Here is a 20,592-nt window from a genome sequence, read left to right as displayed (position 1 = left end):
AATCCCCTTGGGCTCGACGAGGTTTGTCGCTTGAGGGGCTTGTATCCCACCGTATGGTCTCTGCCATGAAGAAGAAGGTGCTTATCGCGGGATCGGCTTTCGTCCTCCTCCTCGCAGGACTCGGCGTGGGAGGATACCAGTGGTTGTTGGGGCGGTTCGACAAGGACGCGATCATTGCCCAGATGGAGGCCTCATGGAGCTGTCGTGCGCAGCTTGATTCCACCCAGGTGAAGATTCTTTCCTCACCAGCGAGGCTGGAACTGCATGGCCTGAAGCTGGCCCCCAGGGACGATCAGTCGGCTCTGCCCGCCTCGCAACGGCAGGCCCTCTCCCCTGATAGAGTCCTCCTCTCCACGGAACTCGCGGTGCTGGAGGTGGAACTCAAGGACCTGGTGAATGGCAAGATCAATGTCAAAGAACTCCACATCGGTGGAGTGTCTGTAAAGACTGAGGTGGACGAGGACGGGAGAAGCAGCCTGCAGGCTCTCTTCAAGTCTCCGGGGACGGTGGATGCTCCCAAGACCCCTGCCGCGCCGACGGAGCAAGCCGTTACGGGCGATGCTGGGACGACGACGGCGAAGGGGGTGCAGGTCACGGAATTAAAGACCGAACCCGCTGCGACGCCAGTGGCGGCCACCAAGGAAGCGAAACCCAAGAGCGTCTTCCGCGCCAGCGATATGAAGGTGGCGGTGCGTGTGGACGAGGCCAGCCTGGAACGGGGTAGCGTGGAAATCACCAACCAGAAGAATGCGTCGAAGATCCAGCTCAGCGACGTGAACCTGAAGCTCAAGGAGATCGATGTGAATGCGGCAGATCTGGCCGCGCACAATCACTGCGGCTTTGAGCTTGCCGGAGGAATCCGCGTTGAGAACCTGGAGAAGAAACAGCAGGTGGCGGATATCAAGGTGAACTCCAAGGGCACGATGGAGCCCTTTGATGTGGGCACTGGGGAGTGGATGCCAGACCTGAATCTGGAGGTGACACTGGCCAAGGGAAGTCTTCTCGGCGGCATGGATCTGGGTGACCAGTTGAAAAAGAAGGATCGCGAGAAGATCGCAGAGTACGGGCTCAATCTCGAGGGCGTGTTGCTGGGTGGTGCTCTCCTGGAAGACTCCCTCGTCAAGGTCCACCAGGTGCGTGGCAAGGTGATCATGAAAGGGGAGACCCGCCTCGTGTTTCCCCAGTATGAGATCATCCTCAATGATGGCAGCTGGGTGAATGCCTCGCAGGACCTGCACAACGTGAAGGCCCGGCTGGTGCTTAATGCGGATCTCACCGCCAAAAAGCTGGAGGAGGTGAAAAAGACCCTGTCAGAGAGATTCGGCAAGGACATCACCGAGGCGCTGTTTCCGCTGGCTGTGGGAACATTGATTGACTCTCAGAACCGCCTCTCCCTGCCCTTCAAGTCCAAGGGGAGCCTGGCAAAGCCTGACTTCGGTTTTGACAACATCTTTGGCGACCTGAAAGACATGGTGAAGGACTCGGCGGCCGGATTCCTAAAGGGATTGCTTGAGAAGTAGTCTCCGCTGATTCCCGAGGCACGGGTCAGACATTCTATTCGGCCGGTGCCTTTTGCTCAAAGGTGCCGGAGCTGCCCAGCGCGGTGGTGAAGCCACCTTCGTAGAGCCACTTCCGGGACTCCGCCTTGTTCTTCAGATGAGCGTCCCAAAAGGCGGTGGTGCTTTTCGTGATGAGTTTTTGAAAAGCTTCGTCGGAGGCTTCACGCTCGGGGTCCCTTTGCATGCGGCCGGAGAAGATCATGTGATCGCCGTCTTTGAAGATCACCAGGCAGGTGGAGGAGTGCTGCATACGATCATAGGGAATGCGGCGGTCAGCGGCGGAGGTCTCGCCCACCGGGCTGTCATCAAGCGTTCCCGTCATGTGGAAGACCGGGATGCGGATGTTGTCGAAATTCTCTTGTGGAACCCGCTGCCCACCGATGACTGGTGCACTCATCTGGATGACCGCCTTTACCCGGGCATCCGCCAGAGGCGAGGCACCGCCACGAAATGACTGCCCTGCAATGGCCATGACGGTGAAGCCACCAAAGGAGTGCCCCGCTGCTCCAATGCGGCTCAGATCCAGCCGACCATGAAGGGGAGACTTGGGATCCTGGTTCTGCCGGGTCAGTTCATCGATCACAAACGTCAGGTCAGCAGGGCGGGCCAGGGCATTGGCAGGAGTGGCGGCAGCTTTTTTCACTGCCTGCATGCGCTCAGCAGGGCGGGTCTCCCTCCACACGGTATCGTCACTGCCCAGGTGCTGGACATGCACACTGGCGTAGCCTGCCTGGGACCAGTGCTGCCCCAGGTAGGAGTACCCTTCGCGGGAGCCGCCCAGGCCATGGGAGAAGATGATCACCGGGACGGGCTCTCCCTTGGTGGCGGGGCTGGTGGGTGGGAGATAGATCAGGACGGGTACCGATCGCTTCCGGGAAGCGTCCACCCAGTCCAGCTTAAGAGGTGCGCTGGCAGGTGTGGCTGGGGAGGCGGTCGATGCCGATGGCGCTGTAGCGGGGCGTGGTCGGGGGTCCGCCAGCAGGTTGTAGGGTTGCAGCAGGCAAAGACCACCTGGGATAAGCAGTGCAGGGAGCAGGGCCCGGTGCAGGAATCGCAGCGGGAACGTCGTAAGATGGGGGGAAGAGGGGAGGGGCTTCATTGGTTACCCCTGCGAAGACGCCCCAGGGTTCTGTCTGGTTACGCAGAATGTTCCAGATCGTCCTGGAGCCTCGATCAAGGGCGCAAGGTGAGGCGATTGACGTGAATGATCTGGCTCACGGCTTCTGGCACCGGGTGGGTCTCCGGCTTCCAGCTGTACACCTTGATGGTCGGGCGCGTTTCATTTCCAGTCAGCACCAGGGCATTGATCTGCAGCACGCGCTTTTCCCCCTCCGGGATGGGGAGCTGTTTTACGGCCAGCTGCAGAGGGTTTTCGCCGTCGCGCAGACCACCAATGATGATGTGCTCTTCCGCGTTGTTTTCCACGGTGGCGGCATCGAAGCCATTCACCACCGCGGTGGTCTGGTAGCCAAAGGAGGCAATCTGAAGGACGCCGATGCGGTCCGGCACCGGGCAGGCCTTGGGCACAGGCGGCACGACGCCGGTGGGGGCAAACTCAGGCTCTTTGAGAAAGGCCGAGCTGCCGCCGTTCTTGAGCGTGGCCCGGACGTCGGGCGCGCTGGCAAGATTGACCAGGCGGGTGGTGTCGAACTTCCACCCGGTGTTTTCCAGGATGAATTTCAGGATGAGGAGATTCTCCGGCACTTCAGAGGAGTCCAACAGGCCGATATCCACCTTGCCAAAGTAGGCGAGCTGCCCGGTGACGCCGTTAATGTCCATTTTGAGAAAGCGCAAAGTGGCGGTTTCCGGCGGGCGGACGGGCAGGTCGAACAGGGCGGCGGGAAAGGCCTGCTTCTGGCTGACGATGAGATTGCGCGTCATCAACTGCCGTGAGGTGGCGGTGGCCTGCTGCCAGGAGGCAAGACTGCGGGTGACCATGGCCTCCCGCCAGCGGGAGTAGGCCTGCTCCATCTGCCGACGGGCAGCAGCGTCCTGACCCTGGGCTTGGGGGAGGAGAGTGCAGAGGGTCAAAACAGCAACGACAAGGGGGACTGGCACAAATCGGGTCATTTTCTGGAAGACTAGCAACATTGGCTGCCCAACGCAAAACCAAGGATCTTCTGGACAGCGGGAAAGCATCCTTTATGGAGAGAAGGTTTCTTCTGAATTCTGGCAGGCCAAATGCTCTTTATCCACCTTCTCAGCCCGGGTTTGTGTCGGATTCGTAAAAGTATTTGCCGAGCCTGATATTCTCTGGAAGATCGCCGCCTGCTTTTTATGCTGCCTCACGAAGACAGTCTCACCAAACTCCCTCCGATTGATCGCAATCGCGAGCTTTTGAAGACTGCCCGGGAAGAAGTTTACAAGACAGTGGGGGGGCACGATCTGCCTGTTTACTTTTGGGAACCGACGGCCGAAAAGGCTCCACCGTACCCCAAGAGCGTGATCGCGTTCTTTTTCAGCAGCGGCTGGGACAACGGTCAAGTGAGCCAGTTCGCCCCCCATTGTTTGTACTTCGCCTCCCGCGGCATGACAGCGATGGCTTTTGACTACCGCGTTTCGGCCAAACATGGCTCCACCCCGGTGGATTCCATGGCGGACGTGCGCTCTGCGATGCGCTGGCTGCGGCTGAATGCGGTGGAGTTGGGCATCAATCCGGGCAAGATTGTCGGGGCTGGCGGGAGTGGCGGAGCTCACATGATCGCTGCTGCGGCCATGGTCCAGGGGTTTGATGAACCTGGCGAGGACGCGAGCATCTCCTGTGCCCCCAATGCCCTGGCGCTCTTCAACCCTGTGCTGGACACCTCCAAGAAGGGTTTTGGTCACGACCGTTTCCTTCATCCTGATGAGGCCAAAAAGGCCAACCTGATGGCGGCTATTGCGCCACATCTCCCGCCGACCTTGATTTTTCACGGCACGCATGACCGGGTGGTGCCTTTCGAGATCTCAGAGGAGTTTGTCCGCAAAATGAAGAAGAAGAAAAACGTCTGCGAACTCATGGTGTATGAGGGGCAGGGGCATGGCTTCTTCAACTTCAACGTTTCCTTTGACCTCTATCAAGGGACGCTGAACGCGCTGGACGACTTCCTGGTCACCCAGGCCTTCATTGAGCACGATCCCGACATGCAGGTGGATTTGATGTGATGGCGCAGGTGTGAGGCAAACCGGTCTGACAGTGCCAGGCGTATCCTACCCCGCTCCGTCATCGTTTTCTGACACTCCAGCCATGCAATACCCTCTAAGGCTCCGTTTCAAGATCCTGGCGCTCGCGCCGCAGTGCTTTGTAGAAGACGCCTCAGGCGCAGAAGTCTGCTATGTGAAGCAGAAGCTCCTGCGTCTGAAGGAGAAGGTGGAGGTTTTCACTGACTCGTCCCGCCGCGAGCTGCTCTGCACCATTTCTGCGGACCGGATGATTGACTTCAGCGCGTCTTACACGTTCCGGAGTCCGGATGGCCAGGTGATGGGCGCGGTACGTCGCCGGGGGCTGCGGTCCCTCTGGCGCGCGTCGTACGAAATCCTCGATGCCCAGGGGCAGCCGACCTTTGAGATTCACGAGGAGAACCCCTTCGCCAAGGTGCTGGACACCGTGCTGGGAGAGATCCCGGTGGTGGGGCTGCTGACGGGATTTTTTGCCCATCCCCGCTATGCGGTCCGCCAGGAAGGGCGGACGCTGCTGCGGATGACCAAGCGACGCGCCTTTTTTGAGGGGCGGTTTGACGTCGAACAAGTGGAGCCGGTCCCGCCCCATGACGAGCTGGGAATCGTGCTTTCTCTGCTCATGTTTGTGCTTTTGGAACGTTCTCGTGGCTAACACTTGAGCGTCAGCCTTGTCTGACGATTACGTTCCCGCAGCCCTTTCATGGACCTGCCGGTTCAGGCTGGTCTGTATTTCCCGAATCATCATGACGACACGCAAACTCTCTCTGAGTCTCGTGGCGCTGCTCCTTGCAGCAGTGCCGTTTTCACCCCCCCGCCTGTCTGCGGAACCCTGGACGCACGAGGAAAGCGACCTCAAACCCGATGGCAAGGCGGTCTTCGGCCGGCTGGAGAACGGGTTGCGTTATGTCATCTATCCCAACAAGTTCCCGGTGGAGGGGCGTGCGAGCATCCGCCTTTTTGTGGATGCGGGTTCCCTGATGGAGGAGGATGACCAGCAGGGGATGGCCCACTTCCTGGAGCACATGGCCTTCAACGGGTCCAAGAACTTCGCGGCCGGCACCATGGTGGAGCGCTTTCAGCGTCTCGGGATGGGGTTTGGCGCAGACACCAATGCCCACACATCCTTCCGGGAGACGGTGTACAAGCTGGAGCTGCCCAAGGTGGATGAAAAAATGCTCACGGAGGGCCTGCACCTGTTCCGTGATGACCTCGACGGCATGCTGCTGGGCGAGGAAGAGATCGACAAGGAGCGGGGTGTGATCCTGAGTGAGAAGCTGGCGCGGGACTCCGTGGAAACCCGGGTCATGGAGGCGGGGTATGAGTTTGCCATGCCGGACTCCCTCCTGCCAAAACGATTCCCGATTGGCAAGGAAGAGACCATCAAGGGCATGAAGCGGCAGCGCTTTGTGGACTTCTACCAGAAGTGGTACACCCCCAAGCGCGCGGTGGTGATCGTCGCAGGGGATGTGGACATCCCTCTCGTGGAAAGGCTCATCAAAGAGAACTTCTCAGATGCCAAGGCCCAGGTGGGCGACTCGCCTGACCAGAGCCTCGGCAAAATCACGGAAGGCCGTGGACTGGTCGCCAAGCTCCACACCGAGCTCGAGGCCCCTGCCACTGAGATCAGCATCGAGGTGGTGAAGCCCGCCGACAAGGAAGGGGACTCTGTCAGCCGCCGTCGGGAGAAGATGATCCGCAATCTGGCGGATGGCATGGTGAACCAGCGCCTGTCCGAACTGGCGAAGAAGGAGAACTCCCCGGTGATCGAAGCTGAGGCCTACAACTTCGACATGTTCAAGTTCGTCGCCAACAGCGGGGTGTACGCCAAGTGCAAGCCGGAGAACTGGGAGCCGGCGTTGAACCTCGCCGAGCAGGAGCTTCGCCGCGCTTTGCAGCACGGCTTCACCCCTGCGGAATTTGCCGAGGCCAAGGCCACGTATTTGAAGGGCATCCGGCTCCGGGCTGAAGGCAAAGACACCCGCAAAAACGCCGAGCTGGCGGACGGCTTCGTCCGGGCCCTGGGATCAGAACTGGTCTTCACTGATCCGGAAGATGATCTGAAGCGCGTTGAGAAGGAGTTGGTGACCGTCACAGCGGAAGACTGCCTGACCTCCCTGCGCGATGCCTGGAAGGGGAATGACATCCAGATTTTCATTGGTGGGAATCTCAAGCTCGACAACGCCAGCGAGACCATCCTGGCCGCCTACAAGGCGAGCGCCGCGAAGCCTGTCGCAGCACCGGCCCAAGGGGCAGAGGCGGTCTTTGCGTACTCAAACTTCGGCGAGCCGGGGAAAGTGGTGGCCCGCAATGACGTGAAGGACCTGGAAATCATCCAGGTGGTCTTTGCCAACCAGGTGCGCCTGAATCTGAAGAAGACCGACTTCGAAAAGAACAGCATCCGGGTGGCGGTGAACTTCGGTGGCGGCAAGCTCGATGCACCGGCTGACAAGCCAGGCATGGTGCCTTACGCCCAGAGCGTCTTCCGTCAGGGCGGGCTGGAGAAGCACAGCATGGACGACCTCCGGCGCATCTTCGCCAGCAAGACGGTCTCCACAGAGTTCGCCATCGGGGATGACACCTTCACCCTTGCGGGCAAGACCAATCCCCAGGATCTGGACGCCCAGCTTCAACTGCTGTGTGCGACCCTGTCCGCTCCGGGCTACCGCGAAGAAGCGGACCGCCAGTTCAAGATGAACCTTGAGGCTGTCTATCAGGAACTGGAGCACACCGCCGAAGGCGTGATGCAGAACAAGGTGGTGGGCTTCATCCACAGCGATGACTTCCGGTTTGTCTTTCCGCCCCGGGAGGAAATGGGGCGTCGGACCCTGACAGAGCTCAAGGCATGGCTCACGCCGATGCTCAAGGACGGGTATATGGAGATCACCGTCCTGGGGGACATTGAAGTCGAGAAGACCATCGAGCTGGTCGCGGCCACATTCGGCACCCTGCCCAAGCGGGCAGACAAGCGCCCCAACTACGATGAGGCCCGCAAGATGACCTTCCCGGAGGGGCCCCGCACGAAGGACATCAAGTTCACCACGGAGATCCCGCGAGCCTATGCGCTGGCCTACTGGCCCACGGATGACATGCTGGATGTGAAGCGTACCCGCCGCCTGATCCTGTTGGGGCAGATCCTGGATGACCGTCTGCGTCTCAAGATCCGTGAAGAGTTGGGGGAAACCTACAGCCCGACCAGCTACCATGTGGCCAGTGACACGTTCCCTGGCTACGGGTACATGACCGCCATGGCCACCCTGAAGCCAGAGCAGGTGGAGCAGGTGAAACCCATGTTCCTGGAGATCGCCGAAGGCATCATCAAGGAGGGGATCTCTGATGATGAGTTCCAGCGTGCGCGTGAGCCTCAACTCCAGCAGTTGGTACAGATGCGTCGTGACAATCGCTACTGGCTCACCCGGGTACTGCCCAACTGCCAGTCCCAACCTTACCGTCTGGAATGGTGCCGCTCCCTCGTGGACGACTTTACAGGCATCAAAAAGGAGGAGCTCAATGACTTGGCCAAGACCTACCTTGGAGGTGCCAAGAGCATCACCATGGGTCTGCTGCCTGAGCTGGAAAAAGCTCCTGAAGGGGCTGGCAAGGCTGCTGCTGCCGGATCGGTGAGCAAGTAGGTCTGACGATGGGCCCCTGAAAACGAGGGGCTGACCCTGAGAGTTGATCCCGCCTCCCTTCCTGGGGGCGGGATTTTTTGTGAGAACGAGGACGGAGCGGAGGCTCAAAAGTCGGGATTGGGGCCCTCTGGGGCTACCTCCGCGGGGCTTCAATCGCAGTGGGGAATGGGGAGGCGGAACCGGTCGTTCAAGTGCGTGAGGGATGTCGGTCTCCACCCTGCGAAGCAAGCAGATATTTGCTGTAACTCGTTCTAAAGCGAGGTAAAATACCCCCCTGTGTCCAGTTGTTTAACGCACGTTAACCATCGCCTTTACACGGCGAAATCGGTCAAGAAAAGCAAAATCCTGCTTGCACGCGTTGATTCTCATGCTAGACATGCCGACTCCCCGCCCCGCTAACACTTGGTGCGGGACTGTTTCCACCACCCCTCAACATGCGAGTCCGTCCCTCCGTCAAACGCCTTTGTGAGTCTTGCCGTGTCATTCGGCGCAAGGGCACCGTGCGCGTTGTCTGCAAGAACCCGCGGCACAAGCAGCGGCAAGGTTAATCTCATTCACTGACACAACACGTACGAATATGGCACGTTTGCTTGGAGTAGAAATCCCTAACGAGAAGCGCATCGAAGCATCGCTTCCTTACATTTATGGCATTGGTCCCTCTCTGACGAGGAAGATCCTTGCTGAAACTGGTATCGACCCGAACATTCGTGCGGGCGAACTTTCTGACGAACAGCTTGCTGAGATCAGCCGCATCGTTGCCGCCAAAGGCATTGTGGTGGAAGGCGACCTTCGTCGTGAGTTGGGTGCACACATGAAGCGCCTGACGAGCATCAACTGCTACCGCGCCACCCGCCATCGTCGTGGGCTGCCGGTTCGTGGCCAGCGCACCAAGACCAACTCCCGCACCCGCAAGGGCAAGCGCAAGACCGTGGGCATCCAGCGCAACCCGAATGCCAAGTCCGGCAAGGTGTAACCCTCGGGCTGATTTCAAATTTCATTGCATACCATGTCCGAAGAAAATGTGACACCCGCAGAGCCCGCTGTTGAGCCTGTGACCCCCGCACCCGCTGCTCCTGAAGCTGCGGCTCCCGTTGCAGCCGCAGCGCCGGCAGCCGCCGCCGCTCCTGCTGAGAAGGAGAAGGAAAAGCCGAAGACCATCAATGATGTCTTCCTGAGCCTTGAAGGCGGTGCTCCCGAAGCGCCCAAAATCATCAAGGCCAAGGGCAGCAAAAACGTCTCCAGCGGCATTGTTCACGTCACCGCGACGTTCAACAACACGCAGGTGTCCGTCACCGACCGCAATGGCAACCTTATTGGTTGGTCCAGCTCCGGCAAGATGGGCTTCAAGGGCTCCCGCAAAGGCACGGCCTACGCCGGCCAGGTGGTGTCCCAAGATGCCTGCCGTCAGGCCATGGGTCACGGTCTTCGTGAAGTGGAAGTGCGCCTCAAGGGACCTGGCTCCGGCCGTGAGTCCGCTGTGCGTGCCGTCCAGGCTCTGAACATTGAAATCACCGTCATCAAAGACGTGACCCCGGTGCCGCACAACGGTTGCCGTCCTCCCAAGGCGCGCCGCGTCTAAACTCAGCCCGTTGCTGCACCCACCTTATCTGTCATGGCTCGTTACACTGGTCCCAAAGAAAAAATTGCCCGCCGTTTTGGCGTGGCCCTCTTCGGCCCTTCCAAGGCCCTTGAGTTGCGCAACTTCCCGCCTGGTCAGCACGGCGCGCGCAACACCCGCCGCAAGCTCTCCGACTACGGCATCGCTCTTGCTGAGAAGCAGAAGCTCCGCCACACCTACGGTGTTCTTGAAAAGCAGTTCCGCCGCTTCTTCGCCGAAGCCTCCCGCCGTAAAGGCGTGACCGGTACCATCCTTCTTCAGATGCTCGAGCAGCGTCTGGACAACGTGGTGTACCGCATGGGCTTCGCCAACAGCCGCTTCGCCGCCCGTCAGATGGTGGGTCATGGTCACGTGACCGTGAACGGCAAGCGCTGCAACATCGCAAGCGCCCAGATCAAGGCTGGCGACGTGGTCGCCGTCAAGAGCACCGCTCGCTCCCAGCAGCTGGCCAACCGTTTCCTCGATCTCACCCAGGGCGTGAATTCCCCGGACTGGATGACCGTGGATCGCGACAAGCTCACGGGCACCGTCAACCGCTCCCCCGAGCGTGAAGAGATCGACGTGTTCGTGAACGAGCAGCTGGTGGTGGAACTCTACTCCCGCTAGTCGATTTGAGTTCGAGAGAACTCACTTCCTCCCTTTCAAAGAAGCACGGCCTCACCGCCGTGCTTTTTTGTTTTGTGGTGGGGGAGGCGGAAAGAGGGGGCTTCTCCTGACCGCGTTTTTACAAACGCAGCCACGAGCTGTCTGGGCTTTGGCGTGGTGAGGAGCTTGCAGGCCGGATCGATGCTCGTGGATGCATTCGTGAGAATGCGTTGGGTGCTGTGGCCGAGGGAGGGTTTGCTGGCGTTGTCGGCTTCTCAGCGGGCTTGACCGCGTTTTTACAAACGCAGCCACAAATGCCTGCCGCCACAGATCAGTCGTGGCTGCATGGGTGACCATGCGGAGGGGCCAAGTGGTCGTGTGGCATGCAGGAGGTCACGATTCGTCCAAGCCACCCGCTCCTGACCGCGCTTTTACAAGCGCAGCTACGAGCTGTCTGGGCTTTGGCGTGGTGAGGAGCTTGTCGGCCGGACCGATGCTCGTGGATGCATTCGTGAGAATGTGTTGGGTGCTGTGGCCGAGGGAGGGTTTGCTGGCGTTGTCGGCTTCTCAGCGGGCTTGACCGCGTTTTTACAAACGCAGCCACAAATGACTGCCGCCACAGATCAGTCGTGGCTGCATGGGTGACCATGCGGATGGTCCAAGCGGCCGTGTGGCATGCAGAAGGTCACGCTTCCTCCAAGCCACCCGCTCCTGACCGCGTTTTTACAAACGCAGCCACGATATCTCGCCTCACAGTTTCGTGTGAGAATAGGGCCTACATCTGGCGATGACTCTTCAATACCGAGTTCCAGGCGTGTACCTGGATGTCGCTGGCTTCCGCTGCCGGCCTGAGGGTGCTGCAGAGCTGTCCGGCGTCATCGTAGATCTCCAGCGTGAGCGGGGACTGGATGGGCCAGGAACTATGACGGGTGGCCCAGGCCTCCCAGGGCTCGCGGTTGTGCCGCAGCGTGAGTTGGGAAAAGGGGCTGAAGAATGTGAGTCCAGCTTCACAGGGATGCCCGTGCGTGGGAGTGAAGGGGGCGGGCAGGAAGACGCCCTGATTGTTCACGGCGCAGCGTAGGGGGATGCTCTGGGCGGTCGCTATCTCCAGGGCGCGCATGACGACCATGCCTTGGCAGTCCCAGGCCAGATCGTCGCCCAAGAGCGGGAGGGCTTCCCGGCGCTGGAAGCGGGACAATCCGGGAAGAAGGTCATCGGGGCGGGAGCGGGCGGCGTCGCGCCAGAGCCGGCGGACGAGATCGGCATCTGCCACCTTTGCAGCCGGCTTGCAGTCTGATCCGCGGGGGGCTTCCGGTTCCATGCCGGAATCAAATGGCACGGCGTGCTTCTTCACGAGCCGGTCGAACGCGTCCAGATCCGAGAAGTTGGTGAGCATGAGCTTGAGGCAGCCCCGGCCCTGGCGGTCAAAGAACTGGATGCTGGCCGTTTGCTGGTGACCGTGATCATCCACTACGGCGATGGCGGAGGCGAGGTGGTGCCATTTGATCTCTGCGGCTGACTCCAGATCGTACAGGCATCCGGTTCCGGGAAACAAGGTGAAATCCGGGCGCTCCCAGGTGTCGGCCAGGCTGATCGGGCCCGAGGCGGCGGCTCCTAGCACGACATGCAAGTGCCGCACCATCTCGAACAACCGCACCCACTGGAGGCGCAGGCCCACGTAGGTGGTGCTGCCGTCCTCACTGGCCAGGCACAGGTTGCCCTGGGTCTGTTGAAGATCGAAGGTGCCGGCGGGAAAGCTGTAGGCCACCCGGCCGCTGCGCTCAGCCTCAGCATCCATGGTTGGGAGTCTGGTTGGAAGGGGATTGGGAGGTGAGCCAGAGCGGACGGAGTGTCTGTCCGGGCATGCGGGCCTGATTCGTCCAGAGTTTCCTCGCGCCTAGGCGGCGAGAGCCTGCCGGGGCTCAGCGAGTGCTTTGAAAACGCCGGCGATCCAGGCGTCACAGGGCTCGTCGTAGTCGGTGTCGCACTCCACCAGCGGATGGAGCCGGGTGCCGCCCACGGCCTCCAGGGCGGCGTCATAGTCTTTGCCGCATTTGCAGAACTGGTCGTAGGACGTATCCCCCAGCGCGAGCACGGAGAAGCGGAGAGCTGGGAGGGACAAGCGTTGATTGGTGACCACCGCTTCAAAGAAGTCCTCGGTGCCATCGGGCGGCTCGCCATCCCCGTAGGTGCTCACCACCAGGAGGGCGGTCTTGTGCTCGGTGAGCACCTCCGGGTGAGCGTCCAGCATGCTCTCCAGCCTCACGTCGAAGCCCAGGGCCCGGGCCTGTTTGGCGGCCTTCTCAGCGCAGTATTCAGAGTTCCCAGTGACGGTGCCGTAGAGGATGAGGATGCGTTCAGACATGGTGAGCGGACAGAGAGGGGTGAACGGGTCTCGCTTACCGCAGGATGAAAAGGTCTGCTTGCCTGCAAATGCCATCGCCTGTCCCATCGTTGGCGCGGAGCCCGCCCTGCAACGGCCAGATGCCGGAGGTGGCCCGGTGATGTCATCGGAATGAATCTACGGCTGAAACACGCAAAAACCAGATCCGGCCCCGGGGTGGTTTTCAAATGAGTGTGCCATCAGTGCCTATCAGTGGTTTCCTCATTTCTCCCGCTCATCCAGCACCAGGAATGGAGTGGGTTTCTTCCCATGCTGGGAGGGGAGCCGCAGGTGGGCCAGGGTGTACTCCAGCATGGCCTGGCGCACCTGCAGGCTCATCCGCCCGGATTTGAGATCGTAGTCCGCCTTCACTGCCTCCTGCTGTTCCTGGGAGAGCGCCGGGTTGGGCACCAGATTCAGAGTGAGCCATGCGTGCCACTCGGCATCCGGCTCCAGTCGTCCCGCCGGCAGGGTGGGCCACTCGGTTTCCTTGATCCGGCCCAGCACAAAATCGCGGTAGGCCTTGTTTTCCTCGCACCAGGCGCGGACGTGCCAGCGGTAGCCATCATGGGCAAAGGCGTGAGGGGTGATCCAGCGCCAGCCGGGTCGGCGTTGAGTGAGCGAGAGGTAGTGGATCCGCACTCGCAGTTCCTGCAAGGTGGCCAGAAAGATGGCGCGATGCACGGCCGGTAGCGCGGTCCGCTGGGGCAGGCCCACTCCTGCCACCCGCGTCCCGGCGTGGCTTGTGGCCTCAGAGGCTGGGGATTCGAGTGCTCCTCCCAATAGGGAGCCGCCCCATCCACCAGCGCCTCCCGACGAGGCGGGTTCGAGGAACTGACTGAGCGCTTCCTCAAGCTGGGGCCGGTGCAGCACGCATTTCATGGTTGGCGTGCCTTCGTAGCGCTTGCGTTTCAGGCTGTAGTTGAGCGCCGTGGGATTGAGTTCCAGGTACTTTTGGAGATCCGCCGAGGCTTGGGCCTGGGAGACGCCATACACTTGCTGTAGGTCATTCCGGTTCACCATGCCCCGCCACCAGGCGCTGCGCTCGATGAACCGGAGGCGCTCCAAAGCGGCCCACTGGGAAGGGTTGGTGTTGTTACCCATCGTAAAAAACGATTGACACGTGAAACTGTGTGGAATAAAAGAGCACGACTCACGACCTCTTTTACGAGGGAGTGAAGATAGTTTACATGTCTTAATTAATGTTGGCAACGGGTGTCTTGCGATCCCTGAGCCGACTTGAATGCGCAAGACATCATGAATGCATTGACAGTTCGCTGCCCTTTTCTCCACAATGAATTTGTGTGGAGTAATTTCGTGACTTTGAGGCTTCTATATTGGATGAGCTCCGGGATTGAGCGTATTGTGCGCAACTCTCTGCCATGCCGGTTTCTTCAGAATGAGCGTTCCTCCTTCCCCGGGTTGTTCAACGGTGGTCCATATGACTCTACAGGTGGAGAGCTCACACTGGCTCGTTTCCCAGATGGGGCCGGACTTTCTGATCCTTGCCGAGCCCTCTCTCTGGCCATCTGGGCGGGGGATGGTGACTCTCACGGTCGGTGGCCAAAGCGAGTTGATTCCGGTGGTGCTGCCACGCGGCATTTCTCCCTCCTCCAGAGAGGTCGAGATCACCGAAGCTGGCGATTCACCGGAGACATTGTGGGGAACAATGGCCGTTCCACTTGGGGAGCGTTCGCGTGATGGAGAAGTGATTTAGACCGATTTCAGAAGATTTATGAGCCAATCATTTCCAGACTTTTTTGCTCAGCTCAATTCGGGGCGCTCCCCCTATGACTACCAGCAACGCCTGGCGGAGAGCGAGTGCGAGTCCCGCCTCATTTCCGTGCCCACGGGCTTGGGTAAAACCGCTGCCGTCGTGATGGCGTGGCTCTACAACCGCGTGCACCTGCAGGATCCCAAGTGGCCGCGCCGCCTGGTGTACTGCCTGCCTATGAGGACGCTCGTAGAGCAGACAAGAGATTGTTGCCGGCACTGGCTCAAGGAGATGGGAAACAGGGAATGGGACCCGAAGGCGGACAAAGGTCACACAGGCAAAGTCGGCCTCCATATCTTGATGGGGGGCGAGGAAACCGTGGATTGGGACCTGTACCCAGAGGAGAACGCCATTCTCATCGGCACGCAGGACATGCTCCTCAGTCGTGCCTTGAACCGCGGCTACGGCATGAGCCGCTACCGCTGGCCCATGCACTTCGGCTTGCTGAACAATGACTGCCTCTGGGGGCTTGATGAGACGCAGTTGATGGGGGTAGGTGTGGAGACGAGTGCGCAACTCGACGGCTTTCGACACCTGGCTCAGTGGAAAAAGGAAGGGCGCTGCCCTACTTGGTGGATGAGTGCTACTTTGGAAAATGGGCGTCTGGCTACCGTAGATCATCCCGTGCCTGCGGAAGGCTGGCCCAAAGTTGAGCTTTCAATCGAGGAGCTCCAATCTGACGCCGTTCGGCAAAAAGTCGAAGCTAGGAAGCCTGTCACTAAGTCCAGATATGTCCTCGAATCGAAGACCAAAGACGCGCATGCCAAAGAGCTGGCCAGTTTGATCAAAGACAAGCATGTTGAGGGCACCCTCACTCTGGTCGTTGTCAACAGGGTGATCCGGGCGAGGAAACTTTATGCTGCGCTTCGGGACAAGCGGCTTGGGGTCAAATCGGAAAATATCGCACTGATCCACTCCAGATTCCGGCCAGTGGACCGGGAACGTCATTCCAAGGTGCTCTTTGGCAAAGGGGATCGCATTGTCATCGCGACCCAAGCTGTGGAGGCCGGAGTGGATGTCTCGGCCAGGCTGTTGATCTCCGAGTTGGCTCCTTGGTCTTCGATCGTGCAGCGCATCGGTCGCTGCAATCGCTATGGCGACATTGCAGATGCCGAATTCATCTGGGTGGATGTCGCTCCTAAGGATGAAAAGGACGAACTCGTGCTGCCGTATTCTATCGAGGAGTTGGCGCGGTCCCGAGCAGCGCTCCAGAAGCTCAATGACGTGGGGCCGCAGTCGCTTTCGGGTGTGAGCGTGGCAGAAGTGCCTGTGATCCGCCCCGTTATCCGTCGTCGCGACTTGCTGGACCTGTTTGACACAACCCCAGACCTTTGTGGTCAGGATCTCGACATCTCGCGGTACATTCGAGACGGAGAGGACAATGACGTGCAATTCTTCTGGCGGGATATCTCGGAAAAAGCGGTGCCCACCGAGAAAGAGCCTGCACCCGCACGGCACGAACTCTGTCGCGTGCCACGACAGGAGGCCGCCAAGTTCATTAAGAACAATAAAGGCCGCGTCTGGACCTGGAATGCTTTGGAAGAACGCTGGGAGGCTGCTGACTACGCCCGCTCTGGTGCCATATATCTCATAGCCACAGACTGCGGCGGTTATCATGACGAGCTCGGTTGGACTGGTGATGCGAAGGACCGCCTCAAACCGCTACTCCCCAACACAAATAGCGAGGAATCCTACAAGGATGATCCTCTTTCCCGCAAAGGCTACTGGCTCTCCTATGACGCGCATGTGAAGAATGTCGTCACCCAAACAGATGCTCTCGTCGCGGCGTTGGGCCTCGATGCCCCGCTCGCCGCAGCTTTCCACATTGCCGCTTTCTGGCACGATGTGGGAAAGACGCATGAAATCTTCCAAACCCTCCTCTGCGGCGATGCATCGGGGCTTGATGGCACATTCCAGGCGAAGTCTGAGGATAAATCGCGCCGTCTCCCTGAAGGTCGCATTGGCTTCCGTCATGAACTTGCCTCCGCTCTCGCCTGGCTCGCCAGCAATCCCAAAGTTGAGTATTGCGATTTCATTGCCTATATCATTGCTGCGCATCATGGAAAGGTACGCCTCTCCATTCGCTCGCTGCCTGATGAGAAAGGCGACGGAAGCGAACCCGAGCGCCTCTTCGCTAGGGGTGTGTGGGATCGCGACGAATTACCTGCGATCCCAGGCCTTACCACTCACCCAACCGTTCTTGATCTGAGCTTCATGCATCTCGGTGAAGGAATCAAGGGGCCATCCTGGCTTGCTCGAACAGTCGCTCTGCGTGACGCCTTCGGACCATTCGCTTTGGCATTTTTCGAAACTCTTCTTCGCGCAGCCGACATGCGTGCCTCTGCTTCAGAAGCCAGATCGCTAGGTTGCACCAACTCTCAAGCCGCTTGAACCGCCATGCCCGTCCTCACCCTTACCGGTTGTGCTCCAGTCCCCCTCGCGCACTATCTGAAAGCGCTTGGTGTCTTTCGTCTCGTCTCCGACTCGGCTGATGGTGATGCTTTTGCCACTGCTTCATGGAAGAATGACAGCTTGCAAATCACGTCACGATTTGATCGAGAGGATCTTTTGCGGTTTTTTCTCAACAACTATCAGCCTACACCGATTGTAGCTCCTTGGAACGGCGGAAGTGGGTTTTACGAGGGCGATGAGCAATCGGCTGTTGAGTCTATCCAGAACAGCACTTCTCCACGTTTCGGCGAACTGAAACGAGACATTGCAACTATCCTACAGTGGTCGCAACTGGGCCCGACCAAGCAGGCATTCTCGATCATGGTCGCCAGATTAAAGGAAGTGGAAGCTAAGTTGGACGGCAAAGCGGCGAAGGATATCGGCGATCTCGTGTCGGATTTTTATCACTCTCTCGCCGATTTTATTTCCGAAGTTGGCATTACTGAAGACCTCGTCTTGGCCTGGCACATCGAGCAAGCTGAGGGATTCGACGTTGGCTCAAATCAAACTACCAAGAAGGCAAAAAGCAACTTGATTAAAGCGGCGAAGAAAGTTCGCACCAAATTCAAGCAACTGCATCGCGCCTCCGGCAAGGAGGAAATCATATTGCTCGCTCGATCCTCTCTTTCCGATGTCGCCCTTAGCGGAATTGACGCAATGGTTCCTCTACTAAACGAAGGCCAAGTTGCTTACCCACCGCTTTTTGGTAGTGGTGGGACTGACGGACGCCTGGAGTTCACCAATAAGTATCTGCAATGTCTTTGTGAAGTCATTGATCCAAAGACAGGGCTTCCCACGGTAGATGCTGCTACTTGGCTGGAGACATCACTGTTTCAAGAAACGACTTCGGGGCCACTGAGTGAAGCACCCATAGGGCAGTTCTTCCCGGGTGCAGCGGGAGGGGCAAACTCCAAATCAGGTTTTGGAGGTGGGTCTACAGTCAACCCATGGGATTTTATTTTCATGATGGATGGAGGGATGATGTTTGCCGGATCCGCTGCAAAAAGATTTGAAAGCGATGGTGACGCCTTTCTCGTTTGTCCATTCTGTGTCGGGCACAATGGGATAGGCTTTGGTAGTTCTTCACGAAGTGATGAAGCGAAAGCTGGATGCGAAATTTGGGCTCCTTTGTGGGAGAGACCTGCCACCTTCGGTGAATTGAAAGCAGTGTTTAGCGAAGGGCGTGCGCAGCTACGAGGCGGTCGGGTTCAGAATGGTGTGGACTTCGCACAAGCCGCAGTGACACTTGGTGTTGATCGCGGTATCTCCGAGTTCCAGCGGTATGCAATTCTTGAGCGCAACGGGCAGTCCAATTTCGCCACCCCGCTCGGGAGGTTTGCGGCGCGCCGCAACGCTCGTGTTGACTTGCTTGCGGACGTGCAAAAGTGGATGAGCCGATTGCGCATTAAGACTGATTCGCAGTCCAAGCCAAAGGCTCCTAACGGAGTGAGGTCTGCTTTCAACGTAGTGGAGCGGCGGATCATGGAGCTTTGCCAGAAAGACTCGCCCGATCACTTACAATCATTGCTTGCTGCGTTGGGATCAACCGAGAGGGCCGTGGCGCGTAGTTTCAACTGGGCCAGCGAAAAGGACAAGTTCCAACGCGAGAACATCAGTCCTCTGCGTGGACTGCGCCAAGATTGGTTGGAAAAAATCGGCGATTCGGCGGAGACTAGGCTGGCCGCCTCTCTAGCAGGTGCTCGTGTTTCCTTTGGCAAAGGAAGGGAGACACTTTGGTTCCGCCAGCACTTGGAGCCGTTGAAGCGCTCCGAAAAGAGAGGATGGTTCAATCCAATGTGGAGTGAGTTGAGCAGTGAAAACGACGTCACTTGGCACGAAGGCGATTTAGCCGATAGCCTCAATGCAATTCTCACACGTCGTATCCAGAGGGTTGAAAACGCAGGTGCGGAAGGCTGGCCCGACTGGTCTCCCCGCTACGCGAGTTTGGCAGACATCACCGCCTTCATCGAGCAGCGCACTGATGACCTTCTTCTAGCAGATCTCATATGGGGGCTTTGTCTGCTTGACTGGCAATCAATCGCTCAACGCGAAAGAATGGCGCGCCTCGCGGCGGAAACGGTGGAACAACCTGCCAACACTTCCTTGGAACTGGAAGAGGAACCTCCCAGGCAGGAGATTGATCAAGTTCCAGACTTCGATTGGCGCAGTGACGAGGAGGTGCGCCATCAGGTGGTTCCCTCGTCCTTCTACGCCTTGCTAAAGCTTTGCTTCCGCCGCAAGGATAGGGACGGCAAGGTAGTCCCTATTGTCTCAGCCATTCATCAGCGTGCTCGTATGGGCGATGGCCTTGCCGCCTCACGCCTTGCTGCGAGGAGACTGCTAGCCTCCGGCGAAGTCCCGCTTGTGCGGGAACTTTCTGTCAGTACGAAAATTGCCCGCCGTACCGCCGCCGCGCTCCTTTTCCCTATCAGTCCTCGTGACATCAAGCTTCTTAAATTCACCATCCAACACCAAACTGAAGAACTTACCGCATGAACCTCGCAGCTCTCAAAAATCATCCTCGCCTCTTGCTTGAAGCCGCTCTCAAGCCGGTACAAGGCAGTCGGTTTCAACCTACTGGATTCCCCGACCTTGGAGCTGCCACGTTCGATGGACCTGAGCGCACCAAGATGCTCCTTGTTGAATCCGCTCAGAGCGTGGCCAACCGATTGGAAGCCGTCTGCTGGGACACCGGGAACAACAACTGGGTCGCACCGCTCAAGGGATTGCCTGCAGTGCTTGTCAACGACAAAGACGGGAAGCCTCTTACTAACTCCGTATTGGAGGCGCATCGGCTCAATAGCCCCTACATTACCACGACTGAAGGATTCGGCGAAATCAAGCAGGCCATCGCTTTCGACGCTAGTCGGCCTCTAAACCTTGCCTCACTTGTTAAAGCTCTGCTCAAGTATGATCCCAACTCCTTGCTGCATGGCATTTTCCTGGAAAAGGTCGCTGGGGTGATTCGCTTGCCGCGTGCCTTGACGGGGTTTATCGAGGCCAAGGATGTCGCGACTGTAGCCAGTGGTGGTGTGAAAAACGACCGTGTGAAAGCGACCAAAGAAGAAGGCAAAACTGCCAAGGAAGGCTTCGGAAACGTTCCCTTTCATCGAGAGGAGTTTACGGGCGAGATCACGGCGTACTTCAATCTCGACTTGGCATTGATCCGGGGCTTCGGTCTCGGTGAGGAGGTGGAGTTCCTGCTTATTGCCATTGCCCTGTTCAAAATTCAGCGATTCCTCCGTGATGGCCTGCGCCTACGTACAGCCTGCGACCTTGATCTGGTGGGAGAAGTTCGAGTTACGCGTCCAAAAGATGACTTCATCATGCCGGGCCTCGCTGAATTGGAGGATTCTCTACCGGGCCTCATCAAGCAAGCCTTTGGGAGTGATTCTGGCGATCGCTTTACCACGGTTATCTTCCAAGATTGAGCC

At 58.7% G+C, this 20,592-nt stretch carries 16 protein-coding genes; 11 read left to right on the top strand and 5 right to left on the bottom strand.

Annotation, left to right across the window (positions count from 1 at the left end):
* The first annotated feature begins 65 nt into the window (after positions 1-65).
* Positions 66-1,520, top strand: a complete 1,455-nt coding sequence (locus tag VSP_RS23260; protein WP_156346021.1) for an AsmA family protein — start codon at positions 66-68, stop codon at positions 1,518-1,520.
* A gap of 34 nt (positions 1,521-1,554) precedes the next feature.
* Here the strand turns inward: VSP_RS23260 and VSP_RS37005 are convergent, their stop codons facing one another.
* Positions 1,555-2,658 carry an alpha/beta hydrolase family protein gene (locus tag VSP_RS37005; RefSeq protein ID WP_009963708.1) on the bottom strand — a complete coding sequence of 368 codons (1,104 nt, stop codon included), beginning with the start codon at positions 2,656-2,658 and terminating at the stop codon, positions 1,555-1,557.
* Between the two features lie 74 nt (positions 2,659-2,732).
* Entirely contained in the window at positions 2,733-3,590 is an 858-nt protein-coding gene (locus VSP_RS23250) for a hypothetical protein (RefSeq protein ID WP_198141220.1), read from the bottom strand.
* A gap of 246 nt (positions 3,591-3,836) precedes the next feature.
* Between VSP_RS23250 and VSP_RS37000 the strand changes: the two genes are divergently transcribed.
* From VSP_RS37000 to rpsD, 7 genes are all read left to right on the top strand, one after another.
* The gene (locus VSP_RS37000) at positions 3,837-4,703 is read left to right on the top strand and encodes an alpha/beta hydrolase (RefSeq protein ID WP_009963706.1); all 867 of its coding nucleotides are present in this window, start codon (positions 3,837-3,839) and stop codon (positions 4,701-4,703) included.
* An 82-nt stretch (positions 4,704-4,785) separates the two neighbouring features.
* Positions 4,786-5,370 (top strand): LURP-one-related/scramblase family protein, encoded by a 585-nt coding sequence (locus VSP_RS23240; RefSeq protein WP_009963705.1) that lies wholly within the window; start codon positions 4,786-4,788, stop codon positions 5,368-5,370.
* Positions 5,371-5,461: 91 nt separating this feature from the next.
* Positions 5,462-8,347 carry a M16 family metallopeptidase gene (locus tag VSP_RS36995; RefSeq protein ID WP_009963704.1) on the top strand — a complete coding sequence of 962 codons (2,886 nt, stop codon included), beginning with the start codon at positions 5,462-5,464 and terminating at the stop codon, positions 8,345-8,347.
* Between the two features lie 434 nt (positions 8,348-8,781).
* Positions 8,782-8,895, top strand: a complete 114-nt coding sequence (rpmJ, locus tag VSP_RS41250) for a 50S ribosomal protein L36 (protein WP_009963702.1) — start codon at positions 8,782-8,784, stop codon at positions 8,893-8,895.
* A 29-nt stretch (positions 8,896-8,924) separates the two neighbouring features.
* The gene (gene rpsM, locus VSP_RS23230) at positions 8,925-9,320 is read left to right on the top strand and encodes a 30S ribosomal protein S13 (protein WP_009963700.1); all 396 of its coding nucleotides are present in this window, start codon (positions 8,925-8,927) and stop codon (positions 9,318-9,320) included.
* A 33-nt stretch (positions 9,321-9,353) separates the two neighbouring features.
* Positions 9,354-9,926, top strand: a complete 573-nt coding sequence (gene rpsK / locus VSP_RS43445) for a 30S ribosomal protein S11 (RefSeq protein WP_009963699.1) — start codon at positions 9,354-9,356, stop codon at positions 9,924-9,926.
* Between the two features lie 33 nt (positions 9,927-9,959).
* Positions 9,960-10,571 (top strand): 30S ribosomal protein S4, encoded by a 612-nt coding sequence (gene rpsD, locus VSP_RS23220; protein WP_009963698.1) that lies wholly within the window; start codon positions 9,960-9,962, stop codon positions 10,569-10,571.
* Positions 10,572-11,325: 754 nt separating this feature from the next.
* On the opposite strand, the gene VSP_RS23215 is transcribed toward rpsD, so the two are convergent.
* The 3 genes from VSP_RS23215 to VSP_RS39905 form a co-directional block, all read right to left on the bottom strand.
* Positions 11,326-12,348: a ChuX/HutX family heme-like substrate-binding protein gene (locus tag VSP_RS23215; protein ID WP_009963697.1), complete on the bottom strand. Its 1,023-nt coding sequence runs from the start codon at positions 12,346-12,348 to the stop codon at positions 11,326-11,328.
* Positions 12,349-12,447: 99 nt separating this feature from the next.
* Positions 12,448-12,915, bottom strand: coding sequence for a flavodoxin domain-containing protein (locus VSP_RS23210; protein ID WP_157211019.1), 468 nt, complete (start codon positions 12,913-12,915; stop codon positions 12,448-12,450).
* A gap of 240 nt (positions 12,916-13,155) precedes the next feature.
* A complete protein-coding gene (locus VSP_RS39905) occupies positions 13,156-14,037 on the bottom strand; it encodes a BrxR family helix-turn-helix transcriptional regulator (protein WP_009963695.1) in 882 nt (293 codons plus the stop codon).
* Between the two features lie 631 nt (positions 14,038-14,668).
* Here VSP_RS39905 and cas3g point away from each other — a divergent pair.
* The 3 genes from cas3g to cas7g are packed head-to-tail and all read left to right on the top strand — an operon-like array spanning position 14,669 to position 20,589.
* Positions 14,669-17,098 (top strand): type I-G CRISPR-associated helicase/endonuclease Cas3g, encoded by a 2,430-nt coding sequence (gene cas3g, locus VSP_RS23195; protein WP_009963691.1) that lies wholly within the window; start codon positions 14,669-14,671, stop codon positions 17,096-17,098.
* Positions 17,099-17,104: 6 nt separating this feature from the next.
* A complete protein-coding gene (cas8g1, locus tag VSP_RS39900) occupies positions 17,105-19,654 on the top strand; it encodes a type I-G CRISPR-associated protein Cas8g1/Csx17 (RefSeq protein ID WP_009963689.1) in 2,550 nt (849 codons plus the stop codon).
* Positions 19,651-20,589, top strand: coding sequence for a type I-G CRISPR-associated RAMP protein Csb1/Cas7g (gene cas7g, locus VSP_RS23185; protein WP_009963688.1), 939 nt, complete (start codon positions 19,651-19,653; stop codon positions 20,587-20,589). The genes cas8g1 and cas7g overlap by 4 nt, the downstream gene beginning before the upstream one ends.
* Positions 20,590-20,592: the final 3 nt, after the last annotated feature.

Source organism: Verrucomicrobium spinosum DSM 4136 = JCM 18804, assembly GCF_000172155.1.
Classification (GTDB): Bacteria; Verrucomicrobiota; Verrucomicrobiia; order Verrucomicrobiales; family Verrucomicrobiaceae; genus Verrucomicrobium; species Verrucomicrobium spinosum.
The sequence above is the reverse complement of the archived record's forward strand: the minus strand, read 5'-3'. Positions and strand labels throughout refer to the sequence as shown.